This window comes from Bradyrhizobium genosp. A, from assembly GCF_049949275.1.
Classification (GTDB): Bacteria; Pseudomonadota; Alphaproteobacteria; order Rhizobiales; family Xanthobacteraceae; genus Bradyrhizobium.
Genome location: NZ_CP188196.1, coordinates 2,607,104 through 2,622,450, shown reverse-complemented (window position 1 = coordinate 2,622,450; position 15,347 = coordinate 2,607,104). Strand labels below are relative to the sequence as shown.

General features: G+C 63.7%; 15 protein-coding genes. 9 read left to right on the top strand and 6 right to left on the bottom strand.

From position 1 onward, the window contains the following. Window positions 1-16: 16 nt before the first annotated feature. From soxX to ACP2YP_RS12150, 9 genes are all read left to right on the top strand, one after another. Window positions 17-451, top strand: a complete 435-nt coding sequence (gene soxX, locus ACP2YP_RS12190; RefSeq protein WP_426426121.1) for a sulfur oxidation c-type cytochrome SoxX — start codon at window positions 17-19, stop codon at window positions 449-451. A gap of 8 nt (window positions 452-459) precedes the next feature. Then, window positions 460-918: a SoxY-related AACIE arm protein gene (locus tag ACP2YP_RS12185; RefSeq protein WP_426424385.1), complete on the top strand. Its 459-nt coding sequence runs from the start codon at window positions 460-462 to the stop codon at window positions 916-918. After that, window positions 918-1,235, top strand: coding sequence for a thiosulfate oxidation carrier complex protein SoxZ (gene soxZ, locus ACP2YP_RS12180; RefSeq protein ID WP_426424383.1), 318 nt, complete (start codon window positions 918-920; stop codon window positions 1,233-1,235). Before ACP2YP_RS12185 ends, soxZ begins: the two co-directional genes overlap by 1 nt. Beyond that, window positions 1,232-2,011: a sulfur oxidation c-type cytochrome SoxA gene (gene soxA, locus ACP2YP_RS12175; RefSeq protein WP_426424382.1), complete on the top strand. Its 780-nt coding sequence runs from the start codon at window positions 1,232-1,234 to the stop codon at window positions 2,009-2,011. The genes soxZ and soxA overlap by 4 nt, the downstream gene beginning before the upstream one ends. A gap of 78 nt (window positions 2,012-2,089) precedes the next feature. Further along, on the top strand, window positions 2,090-3,415 hold the full coding sequence (locus ACP2YP_RS12170; RefSeq protein WP_426424380.1) for an ABC transporter substrate-binding protein: 1,326 nt from the start codon (window positions 2,090-2,092) through the stop codon (window positions 3,413-3,415). Beyond that, on the top strand, window positions 3,412-4,350 hold the full coding sequence (locus ACP2YP_RS12165; protein WP_426424379.1) for a carbohydrate ABC transporter permease: 939 nt from the start codon (window positions 3,412-3,414) through the stop codon (window positions 4,348-4,350). The genes ACP2YP_RS12170 and ACP2YP_RS12165 overlap by 4 nt, the downstream gene beginning before the upstream one ends. Continuing rightward, window positions 4,347-5,171 (top strand): carbohydrate ABC transporter permease, encoded by an 825-nt coding sequence (locus ACP2YP_RS12160; RefSeq protein WP_426424378.1) that lies wholly within the window; start codon window positions 4,347-4,349, stop codon window positions 5,169-5,171. The genes ACP2YP_RS12165 and ACP2YP_RS12160 overlap by 4 nt, the downstream gene beginning before the upstream one ends. A 607-nt stretch (window positions 5,172-5,778) precedes the next feature. After that, the gene (locus ACP2YP_RS12155; RefSeq protein WP_426424377.1) at window positions 5,779-6,876 is read left to right on the top strand and encodes an acyltransferase family protein; all 1,098 of its coding nucleotides are present in this window, start codon (window positions 5,779-5,781) and stop codon (window positions 6,874-6,876) included. 41 nt (window positions 6,877-6,917) lie between these two features. Continuing rightward, on the top strand, window positions 6,918-8,039 hold the full coding sequence (locus tag ACP2YP_RS12150; RefSeq protein WP_426424375.1) for an SGNH/GDSL hydrolase family protein: 1,122 nt from the start codon (window positions 6,918-6,920) through the stop codon (window positions 8,037-8,039). 100 nt (window positions 8,040-8,139) lie between these two features. Here the strand turns inward: ACP2YP_RS12150 and ACP2YP_RS12145 are convergent, their stop codons facing one another. From ACP2YP_RS12145 to ACP2YP_RS12120, 6 genes are all read right to left on the bottom strand, one after another. Then, window positions 8,140-9,807 carry a regulator gene (locus ACP2YP_RS12145; protein ID WP_426424374.1) on the bottom strand — a complete coding sequence of 556 codons (1,668 nt, stop codon included), beginning with the start codon at window positions 9,805-9,807 and terminating at the stop codon, window positions 8,140-8,142. Between the two features lie 10 nt (window positions 9,808-9,817). Continuing rightward, window positions 9,818-10,516 (bottom strand): cysteine hydrolase family protein, encoded by a 699-nt coding sequence (locus tag ACP2YP_RS12140; protein WP_426424373.1) that lies wholly within the window; start codon window positions 10,514-10,516, stop codon window positions 9,818-9,820. Between the two features lie 199 nt (window positions 10,517-10,715). Next, window positions 10,716-11,687, bottom strand: coding sequence for a hypothetical protein (locus ACP2YP_RS12135; RefSeq protein ID WP_426424372.1), 972 nt, complete (start codon window positions 11,685-11,687; stop codon window positions 10,716-10,718). 158 nt (window positions 11,688-11,845) lie between these two features. Continuing rightward, the gene (locus tag ACP2YP_RS12130; protein WP_426424371.1) at window positions 11,846-13,582 is read right to left on the bottom strand and encodes an FAD-dependent oxidoreductase; all 1,737 of its coding nucleotides are present in this window, start codon (window positions 13,580-13,582) and stop codon (window positions 11,846-11,848) included. 59 nt (window positions 13,583-13,641) lie between these two features. After that, window positions 13,642-14,661 (bottom strand): S1C family serine protease, encoded by a 1,020-nt coding sequence (locus ACP2YP_RS12125; protein ID WP_426424370.1) that lies wholly within the window; start codon window positions 14,659-14,661, stop codon window positions 13,642-13,644. A gap of 92 nt (window positions 14,662-14,753) precedes the next feature. Next, complete coding sequence (locus ACP2YP_RS12120) at window positions 14,754-15,203, bottom strand: hypothetical protein (RefSeq protein WP_426424368.1); 450 nt, start codon at window positions 15,201-15,203, stop codon at window positions 14,754-14,756. Between the last annotated feature and the right edge of the window lie 144 nt (window positions 15,204-15,347).

Genomic DNA, 15,347 nt, shown 5'->3' with positions numbered 1-15,347 from the left:
GTCTCACATTCAATCGATTGTCGCTGCGGCGATCACCATCAGCGTTGCACTTGCCACCGGAACGCGCGCAGAAGGGCTCGCGCCCTATGAGATCAGCGGTGACGGCATCGCGGATTCGCTCACGGGCACGCCCGGCGATGCCACGCGCGGACGCGCGCTGGTGTTGGCACGCACGACGACCTGTATCCTTTGCCATTCCGGCCCCTTCCCGGAAACGCGGTTCCAGGGCGACCTCGCGCCTGACCTCACCGGCGCGGGGAACCGCTGGACGGTGAACCAGTTGCGGCTTCGGATGGTTGACGCCTCGCGCTTCAACCCGGACACCATCATGCCTTCCTATTATCGTGCGGACGGCCTCGTCCGCGTCGGACGCAATTTCGCCGGCAAACCGATACTGTCGGCCGCGGAGATCGAGGACATCGTGGCCTATCTTGCAACACTTCGGGACTAGGACTGGTCATGCCAACGACGCGACGACAATTTTTGAGCCTGGCTGGCAGCGTCACGGTCATTCCGATCGTTACACTGCGGCCGGTCGAAGCAACGCCGGCGATGCTCAACACCGCGATCCGCAACATCGTTGGCGAAGCACCAATTCGCACCGGCAAGGTCAAGCTCGACATTCCGCCGCTGGTCGAGAACGGCAACACGGTGCCAATGACCGTGAGTGTCGCCAGCCCGATGACGGCGGAGGACTATGTCAAGAGCATCCACGTCTTCAACGAGAAGAACCCGCAGCCGAACATCGGTCATTTCTATCTGAACCCTTCGTCCGGCCGCGCCCAGATCTCGACGCGGATCCGGCTCGCCGACACCCAGAAGGTGGTCGCGATCGCACGTCTCTCCGACGACAGCTTCTGGCAGGTCGCGGCGGATATTGTCGTGACGCTGGCCGCCTGCACCGAGGAGCTGAACTGATGGCCGCCCTCATCAACGTTCCCGCGAAGGCCAAACGCGGCGACGTCATCGAGATCCGCACGCTGACCTCGCACATCATGGAAACCGGCTTCCGCCACACCATGGACGGCGCGCTGGTGCCGCGCGACATCATCACCAGCTTCACCTGCCGCTACAACGGCACCGAGATCTTCCGCGCCGATCTGTTTCCGGCCATCGCCGCCAATCCTTATTTGTCCTTCTTCACGGTCGCCAGGGAGAGCGGCAAGTTCGAATTCGAATGGATCGGCGACAACGGCTATTCGTCCACCGCATCGGCATCGATCACGGTCGAATGAATTTTTGGCGCGCGATAGTGCTGGCGGCGCTTGTCGCCACGGCCCCTGCCCTGCCCGCCGGTGAAATCCCGCCCGATGTGCGCCGCTCCGGCTATTCCTTCATGGGCCCTGACACCCGCGCCATGCAGGATGACGACACCTCCAATCCGGGCATGCTGTTCGTGCTCGACGGCGAGGCGCTGTGGACGAGGAAGGCGGGCAGCGCGGACAAGGCGTGCGCGGACTGCCATGGCGATGCGCGAAGCAGCATGAAGGGCGTCGCGGCGGGCTATCCCGCCTTCGACAAGGCGCTGGCGCGCCCCATCACGCTCGACCAGCGCATCAACCTGTGCCGTGCCAATCATCAGCAGGCGGCATCGCTGCCCTACGAGAGCCGCGACATCCTGGCGCTGTCTGCCTTCGTTGCCCACCAATCGCGCGGCGTCGCAATCACCGCAGGCGACGATCCACAACTCAAACCTTTCGTCGAACAAGGCCGCAATCTCTTCATGCAGCGCGAAGGTCAACTCAACCTTGCCTGCACCAATTGCCACGACGACAACTTTGACAAGCGCCTCGCGGGCTCGGCGATCACGCAAGCGCAGCCGACCGGCTATCCGCTCTATCGGCTGGAATGGCAGACGCTGGGATCGCTGGAGCGGCGCTTGCGCAGCTGCATGACCGGTGTCCGCGCCCAGGCCTATGATTACGGCGCGCCCGAGCTGGTCGCGCTCGAGCTCTATCTGATGGCGCGGGCACGCGGAATGCCGATGGAAACGCCGGCAGTGCGACCGTAACGCCCAAATTAGGGCTAGGCAGGCGTGGAACGGCCGCTAGTATCCCCCCAAAGAATTGAATCATAGGGAGGGACTAAAGTGGCTGACCATAAGATCTCGCGCCGCACGCTGTTGACGGGGACCGCCGCGGCTGGCGCGCTCAGCCTGACCGGGCTTCCGGCGCGCGCCGAGGTGAACTGGAAGAAATACGCAGGCACCAAGCTGGAGGTGATCCTTGCCAAAGGCCCGCGCGGCGATAATCTGCAAAAATACGTCAAGGAATTCACCGAACTCACCGGCATTCAGGTCGAATCCGAGCAGATTCCAGAGCAGCAGCAACGCCAGAAATGCGTCATCGAGCTGACCTCGGGCCGGCCGAGCTTCGACGTCGTCCATCTCAGCTATCACGTGCAAAAGCGACAGTTCGAGAAGGCCGGTTGGCTCGCCGACATGACGCCCTACATGAAGGACCCGACGCTGACCGCGCCCGACCTCGTCGAGAGCGATTTCTCGGCCGCCGGCCTGCAATACGCCAAGAACGACAAGGGCCAGATGTTGTCGCTACCCTGGTCGGTCGACTATTTCATCCTCTACTACAACAAGGAGCTGTTCCAGAAGAAGGGCGTCGCAGTCCCGAAGACGCTCGACGAAATGGTCACCGCTGCCGAAAAGCTCACCGATCCCAAGGAAGGCATCTACGGCTTCGTCGGACGCGGCCTGCGCAACGCCAACATGACGTTGTGGACCAATTTCTTCCTCGACTATGGTGGCGAATTCCTCGACGCAAAGGGCAACATCCTGACCGACGGTCCTGAAGCAATCGCAGCGACCAAGCTCTATCAGACGCTGCTGACGAAAGTCGCCCCGCCCGGAGTCGCCGGCTTCAACTGGATGGAGTCGATGGCCTCGTTCACGCAAGGACGTTCAGCGATGTGGATCGACGGTGTCGGCTGGGCGCCGCCGCTGGAAGACCCGGCCGCCTCGCGCGTCGTCGGCAAGGTCGGCTACACCGTCGTGCCGGCCGGACCGAAGGGGCAATATTCGGCCACTTACGGCGACGGCATCGGTATTGCCGCGGCGAGCAAGAACAAGGAAGCGGCCTATCTGCTCTGCCAGTGGATCGTCTCGAAGAAGCAGGGCGCAAGGCTGTTGCAGGCTGGCGGCGGCGTGCCGTTCCGTAACTCGATCCTCGGCGATCCCGAGGTGCAGCAGGGCGTGAAGATGCCCAAGGAGTGGCTGCAGTCGGTGGTCGATTCCGGCAAGATCAGCAAGCTTGGCCTTCCCGTCGTGATCCCGGTCGCCGAATTCCGTGACATCGTCGGCGCGGCGATCACCGCGACACTATCAGGCGCCGATCCCGCGACTGAGCTGAAGAAGGCCAACGACCAGTACCGGCCAATCCTGGAGCGTAGCGAAAAGGCGTGAGTGCGTTGACACAATCGACTCCGGCCGCGGCACGCTCTGATGCCGCGCCGGAGAAGGAACTGCGGCCGCCGTCCTACTGGCCGTTCGTGGTGCCGGCGCTGGTCGTCGTGCTCGCGATCATCATCTTCCCGTGGGTGTTCACCATCTGGATGAGCCTGAACGAGTGGAAGGTCGGCTCGCCGACCACCTTCGTCGGCTTCTCCAACTATTTCCGGCTGACCAGCGACCCCCGCTTCATCGAGGCGATCGGGCATACGCTGGTCTACACCGTGCTCTCAGTGGTGCTGCCGCTCGTGTTCGGCACGTTTGCGGCCGTGGTGTTTCACCAGAAATTCGCTGGCCGTGGCTTCCTGCGCGGCATCTTCATCATGCCGATGATGGCGACACCCGTCGCGATCGCGCTGGTCTGGACCATGATGTTCCACCCGCAGCTCGGCGTGCTGAACTATCTGCTGTCGCTGGTCGGGATTCCCGCGCAGCTCTGGGTGTTTCATCCGGCAACGGTCATTCCCTCGCTGGTGCTGGTCGAGACCTGGCAATGGACGCCGCTGGTGATGCTGATCGTCCTCGGCGGCCTGGCGGCGATACCGACCGAGCCCTACGAAAGCGCGCAGATCGACGGCGCCAGCCTGTGGCAGGTGTTCCGCTTCATCACTCTGCCGCTGATCATGCCGTTCCTGTTCATCGCCGGCATGATCCGCATGATCGACGCGGTGAAGAGCTTTGACATCATCTTCGCGATCACGCAGGGCGGACCGGGCTCGGCGTCGGAGACGATCAACATCTATCTCTACAGCGTTGCCTTCGTTTACTACGACCTCGGCTACGGCTCGGCGATCGCCGTCGTGTTCTCCCTGCTAATCGTGGCACTTGCCGCCGTCATGCTTTATGCCCGCCAACGCATGGTATGGACTGAGATCGCGAGCGACACATGAGCATGCGGCAGATCACCGGCAGAATCGGACTGTGGCTTTCGGTATTCGTCATCGTGTCCCCGGCGATCCTGTTCTTCCTCTGGATGGCGTCGCTGTCCCTGAAGTTCGAGATCGACAACGCCTCTTACCCGCCGGTGTTCATCCCAGAGCATTTCGCTTGGAAGAACTATGCCGACGTGCTCGCTTCCAATCGCTTCGTGACTTATTTCATCAACAGCCTGATCGTGACCGGCGGCGCGACGGCGCTCGCACTGATTGTCGGCGTGCCCGCCGGCTACGGCATCGCGCGCATGGCCGCGCATAAATCCGCAATCGTGATCCTGATCGCCCGCATCACGCCGGGCCTGTCCTACCTGATCCCGTTGTTCCTGCTGTTCCAGTGGCTGGGACTGCTCGGCACGCTGGTGCCGCAGATCATCATTCATCTCGTGGTGACGGTACCGATCGTGATCTGGATCATGATCGGCTATTTCGAAACGACTCCGCTGGAGCTGGAGGAAGCCGCGCTCATCGACGGCGCCACGCGCTGGCAGGTGTTTCGACACGTTGCCTTGCCGATCGCCCGACCGGGGATCGCCGTCGCCTTCATTCTCGCCGTGATCTTCTCCTGGAACAATTTTGTGTTCGGCATCGTGCTGGCGGGCCGCGAAACACGTACGCTTCCCGTCGCCGTCTACAACATGATCTCGTTCGACCAGCTGAGCTGGGGCCCGCTTGCCGCCGCAGCGCTGATCGTCACGCTTCCGGTGCTGCTGCTGACAGTGTTCGCCCAGCGGCAGATCGTGGCCGGGCTGACGGCGGGCGCGGTCAAGGGCGGGTAGTCTTGCCAGTCTCGGTCTTCCAAGGAAGCCGCTCTTGCGGCGGGAAGGCCCGTGACGCGCACCATGGGCCGGCCGATCAACTGGCAGAGTTGGAGCCGGGATGGCCACTCCATGATGTTCTCAACGACGAGAACGGGGATGAGAATCTGCGCCTGTTCGTCGTCGATCCCCGCACGCTAGAGCTCCGGGATCTCACGCCATTCGCGAGCGTACGGCGATGCCGACGCACGGGTCGCACATCGTCCCCGACAAGATCGCGGTCAAACTCAACGATCGCGATCCCCGTTGGCACGATGTCCTATTGGGCAGGCTTCGCGGAATTCATGTATCGAAGCTACGGCGATCCTCGCAGCGAAGAAGGCTGCGCCGAACGCCGCAGCCCGGCCTGTTTTTTTTGCGCTAGCGTGTTGTAGGTGAGTCGCCGATCAACGAGACACGCGCTCCGCTCCGGTATCACATGGTTAACGGCCCGGCGGATTGCTGCCATTATGCTTAAACGTGGGCTAACGCTTTTGGCTTAGACCGCTCATCTTCGTAGCCGGATTCCTTGGCTCGCGGCTTGCACACTTCGTCGCATCATTGTTCTTGGGGAAGAGAGTGGCCTGAAATGACACAGTTGATCTCCCGCTTCGAGACAGGCGGGGCGGCGTCCGACCGAGCGCAGCTTGTTTCCATCCAATATCTGCGGGCGCTGGCCGCGCTGATGGTCCTCGTCACCCACGCGCTGTACTGGCCGCTCGAGACCCGCAATGAGGCCATGCTCATCACCGGCCGGCTGGGCGTGGAGATCTTCTTCGTGCTCAGCGGCTTCATCATCACAGTGATTGGAGGAGAGGCGTACTTCGAGCCGGTCGCCTTCGCCCGCAACCGGATCATGCGCATCGTGCCGATGTACTGGCTTGCGACCTTCCTGATCGTCGGTCTCGCGACCGCCAGTCCGAGCAGCTTTCGCACCACGGTGCCGACGATCGAAGGCATTATCAAGTCGCTGCTGTTCATTCCATCCGATGTGCCGAAGGCACCCCTCTTGGGTCTCGGCTGGACGCTGGATTACGAGGCCTTCTTCTATTTGGTATTCGGGAGCCTGTTCTTCGTGAGAGCAGCGAGCCGTACCGCGCTGCTTGCCGTCCTTTTTGTCGGTCTGATGGTCATTGGGCGGATCATCGACCACCCGTCCCACACCCAGAGTTTCTATACGAGCCTCAGCCTGCTCGGCTTTCTCGTCGGCACTGGCGTCGGTCGGCTGTACCAACTCGGCTCGCTGCAGCGACTTGGCCGTATCCATGTCCTCGGTCTGCTCGCCGCCGGCACGCTGTCCCTTGTCATCCTCTACCGGACCGATCCGGAAGCGCACCTTCCGTTGTTCCATATGTCGATGTCGTTTGGCGCCATGACCATCGTCGCCGCGATGATCTGGGCCGAGGAAGCTGGGCGCCTGCCAGTCATTCCGGCTTGCCGCTTCCTTGGCGATGCATCCTACTCGCTGTATCTCTTCCATTTCTTCGCCATGGCCGCGGCCTGGGCGATCGGACGCAAGCTGTTCGGCCCGGTCAGCGCATTGAACTATGCGCCGTTGGCCATTGCGGCGATCACCGCCGGCCTCGCCATCGGATGCCTTGCCTACTGGTATCTGGAGCGCCCGATCCTAAACTGGACGCGGCAGCGACGCCGCCCGACGACCGTGACGCAAGGAAGCGCGCCGTGATCGTCCGTCGGCGCGATCTGCTGCTCGGCGCTGGCATCGCCATGAGCACCGCGCTGTTGCCAGCCCCCCTTCTCGCCCTCGCTGCACCGAATGCCGAAATGGTCGCGCGCAGCGTCGTCTCGCCCGGCAACACCACGCGCCTGAAGCGGGCATTTGCCAAGGCGGCGCGAGGTGAACCGGTCACGCTCGGTTTCATCGGTGGCTCGATCACCCAGGGTCCACCGCGAAACTATGCATCGCAGATTGCGGCATGGTGGAGCGAGCGCTTTCCAAATGCCTCCCTCTCCGTAGTCAATGCCGGACTTGCGGGCACGGGCTCGCTGCTCGGCGCGTTTCGCGTCGGCGCCGATCTGTTGTCTAAAGACCCGGATCTCGTGATCGTCGAATTCAGTGTCAACGATGCCTCTGCCGATGCGGATGCCTACGAGGGACTGTTGCGGCATATTCTTGACCACCGCACTGCGCCGGCCGTGCTGCTGCTGTTTATGATGTGGGAAAAGGGCGGCAACTTGCAATCGATGCAGGCGCCGATCGGCCGGCACTACGACCTGCCGATGATCAGCTTCCGCGACGCGCTGTGGCCGGAGATAGAGGCCGGACGGCTCGCCTGGCGCGACGTGATCGTGGACGTGGTTCACCCCAATGATCTCGGCCATCGCTATGCCGCCAGCTTCTGCACGAATTTCTTCGAGAAAGTGTTGCGGCAGCGGTCGGCGACGCACGGCGCATTCACCCTCGATCCGTTGCCGGCGCCGCTTGGATCCTCGCTCTATGAGCATGTCGGGTTGATGCCGGGGACCGACTTCGCTCCCATCGATCGCGACGGGTGGGAATTGACCCCTTCGCAGATCTGGGGGCAGATCTGGGCCATCACGCAAAGCTCTGCTCGCTTCGAGCTCGACTGCAAGGCGTGTGGTATCGCGCTCATCGTCAGCGGCCGCGCCTCTACGCTGCTCGAGAGATCAAAAATCACGATCGACGGCGTTGCGGTTCGGCCAATGGAGGCGCCCAATTTCCTCGATCGGGACACCATCGTCCTCGCGACCGGACTGCCGAACAGCCATCACAGCTTGCGGCTGGAGACGGCGGATTTCCCCTCATCCGCACTCGGCAGCAGCGGTCTGCGCGCACTCGGTCTGTTTGACGACCCCGGGGCGGACTGAACGACCTACAGGAACAGCGAAGTCTCTTGCCAATCGTGAGCCTTCAACACCATGACGAAGCGGCCGGGTGTCACCGGCCGCAATTGCAGATCTTGGCAGTCTATTCCGCCGGTGCGGCATGCATCTCCGGATGCGCGGAATAGTGCTCGGTGCTGCCTAGCTTGCTGGCCGCGAACAGGCCCGCTGCCATCACGGCGTAGGCGAACGCCACGGCGGGCGTGACGCCAAAGCCACCACCGATGCCCACGGCTTCGCCGTGCATGAAGCCGAAATAGGTCAGCACTGCACCGACAAGCGCGAAGGCCGACGCCTTTTCAAAATCGCGCTCGATGATGAATACGCCGATGGCACCGAGGATCAGGCCGCCGAGGATTGAGCCGCCGCCCATGACTTCCAGTCCGTGATAGAATACGCCCTGTTGGGGCAGTGCCGCGATCGCGGCGACCTTGACCGCGTCGGCCTTGTCGGCGGCCATGCCGCCGACCGTTGCCGCCGCATTCATGGTCGAGCCCAGCATGGTGTCGATCTGGAGCTTGGCCCAGGCGGCGAGATGCGGCGTGAAGGCCAGCGCGACGGCGGGCGCGTGTTTCGACGGCGTGGTCTGGAAGGCCTGCGCAGTCATGAGCATGCCGATATAGAGCAGGATCGGCGAGATCGCGACGACGGGCACCAGGGCCAGCAGCACCGAGATGACGCCGAACCAGGACAGGACCACCACCATGATGCCGGTCGCTGCCGAATAGCCGATCCGGCCGCCCATCGCCTTCCAGCCGGGATGCCCGATATAGACCGCGTTGATGAAGGGATTGCCCATCAGGCAGCCGATCAGGCTGACGACGCCGTCGGCGGTCAGCACCCGCGTGGTCGGATATTCGTCGCCGGCGGCTTCCGCGCTCTCGACATTGTCCATGGCCTCGACGAGGTCATAGATGCCGAAAGGAATCGCGGTCACCAGGATGACGCCGAGATATTCGAAGCCGGAGAAGACATAATTCGCCGCAGGGATCGGGACCGAGAAGCCGAAATTGGCGAAGGCATCACCGACGCCCTTGACGCTCAATCCGCCGAGGCCGAGACCGAACAGGTTCGAGCCCCAGGCGATGACCATGCCGACCACGATCGCGACCAGACCGGCCGGAATGCTCTTCGGATATTTCACGCCGCCGAACCAGCTCACCAGAATGATGGCGAAGCAGACCAGACCGATCTGCGGGGTCATGTACATCTCGAGCGCCGGACGCATCGCGATGAAGGTCAGCGAGACGCCCGCAAGCGTGCCTAACAGCGCCGCGCGCGGGGTGATCTTACGGATAAAAGGCGCGATGAAGCCGCCGATCATCAGAATGAAGCTCTGGAAGAACACCCAGACCAGGCCGGCCGACCAACCTTTCAAGGGATCGCCGGTCTTGAGCGTGATCGGCAGCATGATCACGAAGGTGACGATGAACATGTGCGGCACGCTGACGCCCGAGGGCAGCGCGCAGACATCGCTGCGGCCGGTCTTCTGCGCGAGGCGATAGGCGAGGAAGGCATAGTAGAAGGTGGAAAGGCACATCATCAGCCCCAGCGCGGGCAGGATGCGGCCGAACACGAGACTGTCCGGCATCTTCAGCACGAAGCGCAAGAGGCCCGTGAGCACCAGCATGTTGACGAGGATGTTGGTGCCGAAGCCGAAAAACGCGTTCCAGTCGCCCGATGTCCATAGCGCCGGCGTGAACTCGGACTTGTTCGTCTCAGATTTGCCGGCCGTCCCCATCAATGTGCTCATGACATTACCCCTATGTGGTCGAAGTCTTCATTGCCTCCAAAACAGCGGCTGAGTCCGCGACCCAGCCGAAGATGCCGCCCTGGGCCTTGATCATCTTCAGGCCCATCTCGTGAAACTCGGGGAAGTAGGATGCGCAGCCATCCGAGATGACGACGCAGCGGTAGCCGCGGTCATTGGCCTCGCGCACGGTGGTGTTGACGCACACTTCGGTGGTGACGCCGCACACCAGCAAATTTTCGACGCCGTATTTCTCCAGCACGTCGGTCAGCTCGGTGGCGTAGAACGCGCCCTTGCCGGGCTTGTCGATAACGACCTCGCTGTCGAGCGGATAAAGCTCCGGAATGATGTCGTGGCCGGCTTCACCGCGAATGAGAATACGCCCCATCGGGCCGGGATCGCCGATGCGCAAAGACGGTGCGCCGCGCTCGACTTTCGCCGGCGGCGCATCGGAAAGGTCAGGCAGATGGCCTTCGCGGGTGTGGATCACCAGCATTCCGGTGTCGCGCGCTGCCTTGAGCAGCGAACCGATCGGCTTCACCGCACGCGCAAGCTGGCTGACGTCATTGCCGAGCGTCTCACCGAAGCCACCGGGCTCCATGAAGTCGCGCTGCATGTCGATGATCAGAAGCGCCGTGCTCGACCAATCGAGCTGGATCGGCTCGGGCTCGGCGCTGATGACGCCCCGTGTCGGCTTGGCTGAGTTCAACATGACGCCCTCGCGAGAGCTCTCTTGCCAGGAGTTCTGCAAGCGCCGTGCCATTGTGTACAATGGCGGAGGAGCGCGCAGCGTAGAGAAATTCGCTGCGCTATCAGAATGTTATCGGAAGAGGCCGCGTCTGCTTATTCGCTGTGCGACGGCTTTGCGACGTGCATTTGCCTAGAGGATGAGCGGCCGTGAAGCGCGCTTGTTAGCTGCGGCCAGTATCTCCATACAGCTGCCGATGCTCCTCCTCATACGGCGCATAGGAATCCTTCAGCGTCGCCATGTTGAGCAACATGGTCGCGACCATCGCACCCGCCTTGTCGAACACACCCGTCTTGATCCAGGCGCTTTCGGTGCGGCGGCTGCCGGACAGTGCAACCACCTCGCGCTCGACGTCGTACTCCTGGTCGACGAACAGTGGACCCTTCACCAGCCGGATCTCCTGGTCGGCGAACAGACCGACGGCCGGCCCCTTGGCCGGCAGCGGATCGTCCTTGGAGCGGTACTGAAACAGCACGCTCAGCATCTCCATCGGGATGATCGCCTTGCCCCAAGGATTCGAAGAAGCATTGTCGCCGCTCGAATAGTACGGCGAGTTCTCGGTGATGACTGCGAGCTTCTGCCGCAGCGAGAATGGATAGAGGTCGCCCATGTTCTGGTCGAACGCCATCCGCACTGCCTGCCGCTTGCTCGTCTGCGCCACCTTCACGTCGCGCAGGATCACGGGATCGGCCAGCGGCTTGAGCTCGGACAGGCGCGTCTCCAGCGCGGTCGCAGCGTGGGTATCGCCGATCGAAGCCGATCCACGCAGCACCTCGGTGCCGTCGCGCTTGACCATCTGGATCTGGCACTGGCTCGTTCCAGGCAAAGGTTTTGACAGGATCGCCTGGACGTCCTCACCTTCGAAGCAGGCGTTGCGATAATGCGCGGAGAGGCAGCCGCTCTCGAACCACGCCTGTCCCCACAGGTGCGCACCCAACGGCGCGAACTGGCTGAAATGCGTCGGTCCCTCGATGGTCCCGCCCTTGAAGCCGAGCTTCTGCGCGGTGGCATCGTCGTGGATCGAGGCGTGCGTGTCGTAGACCTGCGCATGCAGCATCTGGCGCGGCTGGCGCCACGGCCCGATCAAGGCGTCGGCGGTTTCAGTGATCTCGGTGTCGAATGCGTTTGCAGCCATGGTGTCCTCCGGTCGAAGCCATGACTAGCAGGAGCGCCACGGATGCGGCTAGCCGTATTGACTTCGACCGCCCATGCTCTTGACTGTCACAATTCGCGTCGCGCAGCCGCAATCCCTCCCAAGCCCGGCTTGACCGGGGCATGACAGCGGTGGGATGGCTAGACTGGAGGCTCTGCGGCAGCGGTAACGCTCGCAGCTGTCGTCACACTCCCCTCCGCCAGATGCCGTCCCGCAATATACCCGAACGTCAGCGCCGGCCCGAGAGTGATCCCCGGCCCGGGATAATTGCCGTTCATGATCGAGCCCATGTCGTTGCCGCAGGCGTAGAGGCCCGCGATCGGCGTGCCGTCCTCGCGGAGCACACGGGCCTGCGCATCGACCTTCATGCCGATGGCCGTGCCGAGATCGGCCGGGTAGATCCGCATCGCGAAGTACGGCGCGCGAATGATCGGCGCCACGCAAGGGTTGGGCCTGTGGCTGATATCGCCGAGGTGCCGCTGGTAGATCGTGCTGCCGCGGCCGAATTCGGGATCGCGGCCCTCTTTCGCATCAAAATTGTAGCTCGCGAGCGTGGCCGTGAGCACGGACGGCTTGATGCCGATCTTCGCCGCGAGTTGCGCGATATCCGGCGCCTCGATCAACTCGCCGCTCGCCACGTAGCGCCGGACGCTCCGCGTAAACGGCTTGATGCGGCCGAGGCCATAGCTCCAGAGAAACTGACGGTCGCAGATCAAATAGAACGGCCGATCGGGTTCGCCATTGCCGTCACGCAGCATCGCGAGGACGAACTCATGGTAGGACAGCGCCTCGTTGACGAAACGCCGGCCCGCCGCATTCACCGCGATCACGCCCGGCTTGGCGCGGTCGGTCACGGTATGGGGGAACACACCGCGGCTGCCGTCGGCGCGCCGGAACAGCGAGGCCGGCACCCAATAGGCCGGGCTGGTCGCATCCGTGTTGAGCGCGGCGCCGCTTGCGGTCGCTAGGCGAAGCCCATCGCCCGTGGCTGCTGTGTTGGTGGCCGAGACGAAGCCGGCCGCCGGGGGAAAGAAGCGTTTGCGCAAAGTCGCATCGTGCGAGAAGCCGCCGGTCGCGAGCACCACGCCGCGGCGCGCGGCAATCGAACGGTCGCGTGAGCCGTGACGGATCACCACGCCGCTGACGCGATCGCCCTGCATCGAAAAGTCCTCGACATCGGCGCTGAAGAGGATCTCGACCTGCCGCGCCAGCAGCGACGCATAGAGCCGCGCCGCAAGCGCATTGCCGAGATGCAACGTTGTCCCACGCGGGCTGCGCAGCCGCTGCAGCGCATACTCCGAGACCAGTCGCGCCGCGCGCAGGGTCGAGCGCAGCGACTTTCCGATCCGGCGCAGATGAGGGATGTCGAGACGATTGACCATCATCCCGCCGAACAGCGTGAACTCGGGCAGCGGCGCACGCAGCCGCGCAAAATACGCACCCAGCCGGGTGCCATCGAAAGCGACCGGTTCCAGCACGCGCCCGCCCGGCGTCGCCCCCAGCCGCTCCGGATAATAGTCCGGATAGGCTTTCACCGGCTGCAGGCGAACGTCCGTATTGGCTTCGAGATAGGCGACCGCCTCCGGCCCACGAGCAAGGAAGGCGGCGCGCAAGCCCGCATTGGCCGGCTCCGGCACCGTGCTCGACAGATACCGGACCGCATCCGTGATGCTGTCGGAGAGCCCAGCCTCCTTCATCCTGGCATTGGCGGGGATCCAGACCATGCCGCCGGACCACGCGGTCGTGCCGCCGACAAAGGCGGTCTTCTCGATCATCAGCACCCGCAGGCCTTCGGCGGCAGCAACCGCCGCAGCCGTCATGCCGCCGGCACCTGCGCCGATGACAATGACGTCGTATGTCTCGTGCGCCGGCATCATGCGGCAAGGGTCCGGAGGCAAGGCATGAAATTGTCATACCCCGCCTCGCCGGTCCCGCGCTAGCGCTGCGGCTTCCGCTCAGTCGGATCGATATCGAACGCCCGCAGGCGGCCGAGCCGCAGCACGTCCATGGCGAGCCGCCGGCCGATCCGGTCGCGATCGAGCACGCGGATCAGATCGTCGACGCCGTTGATCTCGACGCCGTCGAGCCTGATCACGACGTCGCCGGGCAACAGGCCCGCCCTCGCCGCAGGTCCATCCGGCTCAATCTGCGCGAGTAGCGCGCCCATCTTGTTGTCGACGCCGGCCAGCACCGCGTGCCGCCGCGGCACCGGCGCGGTCTGCCCGGCGACCCCGATAAAGGCGCGGCGGACGTAACCGTGGCGGATGATCTCCGACAGCACGAATTGCGCGGTGTTGCTGGCGACCGCGAAGCAGATGCCTTGTGCGCCATTGATGATGGCGGTGTTGATGCCGATCACCTCGGCATTCGACGATACCAGCGGTCCACCGGAATTGCCGGGATTGAGCGCTGCATCGGTCTGGATCACGTCCTCGATGGTGCGCCCGCTGACAGAACGGATCGAGCGCCCGAGCGCCGAGACCACGCCGGCGGTGACGGTCGATTCAAAGCCGAGCGGATTGCCGATCGCGATCACGAGCTGGCCGCGCCGCAGGCTTTTGGAGTTGCCAAGCGCGGCATAGGGCAAGTCACGCACACCATTGGCGCGCAACAGCGCCAGATCGGTGTCGGGATCGACGCCGAGCACCCGGGCGTCGCCGACATGGCCCTCGACATCCCGCAACCGGATCTCCTTGGAAGCGCCGACCACGTGACTGTTGGTGAGGACGAGACCGTCCGGCGAGATCACGATGCCGGAGCCGAGCCCGCCGCGCTCGCGGCCGTTCGGCACTTTTGGCCCGGTCTCGACACGCACGACCGCGGGACCGACGCGGTCGGTCACGTCGATCACGGCATTGGAATAGGCGTCCAGCAAGGCGCGGTCATCGACCGGAGCAGAGACTGTCGTTCGCGATGACGCGGCGTCATCGACGATGTCTGAAGTGAAATCCAGCATGGCAAAAGTCCTTGAGGCTCACACACATGGTGGCCTGTTCCGTCAGGCGCAAGTGGCTCGCCCCGGGGCGCAAGGATGGACTGCCCAGGTGGCTAGGGCGCTCGCCGCAGCGTGCCGGATCTTGCCTTGACGGGGTCGAGCAGCGACCAGTCTCCGTCCGGGAGCACATAGCCCTTGGGGAACGGCGCGCGCAGCTCGAGCCCGAGCGAACGGAGCACGCGGTCGTCGCGGTAGTAGCATTGCAGCACGACGCGGACGAGCGTTGCCGCGGCCGCGCCACCATGCCTGCGAAACTCCTGCGCCACTGCATCGCGCCTGGTGCCATCGAGCTCCGCAAGCGGCTGGCCGGCGAGCCGCGCCAGATGGTCCAGCGCCGCGGTCACCAATTTGGTGTCGCGGCCGAGCGTCGCAAGGATGTCGGCCTGGATCGCGGGGTCGTCGGCGCCAGGCACCTTGTACTCGTCGCTGGCGGGAATGATCATCGCAGCGATGGTGCGAAGGTCATCGCGCTGCCGCGGCGTGAGGGAGAGTTGATCAGGCATTGTGTTCTCTTCTTGCGCTCGCGCGGCGATGAAAGTGCACTCCCTCCCCCGCTTGCGGGGGAGGGTCGGGGAGAGGGTGGGTCCATAAAGGGATTCCCGCAGAGGAGAGAACCCTCACCCGGCGCGTTGCGCCGACCTCTCCCG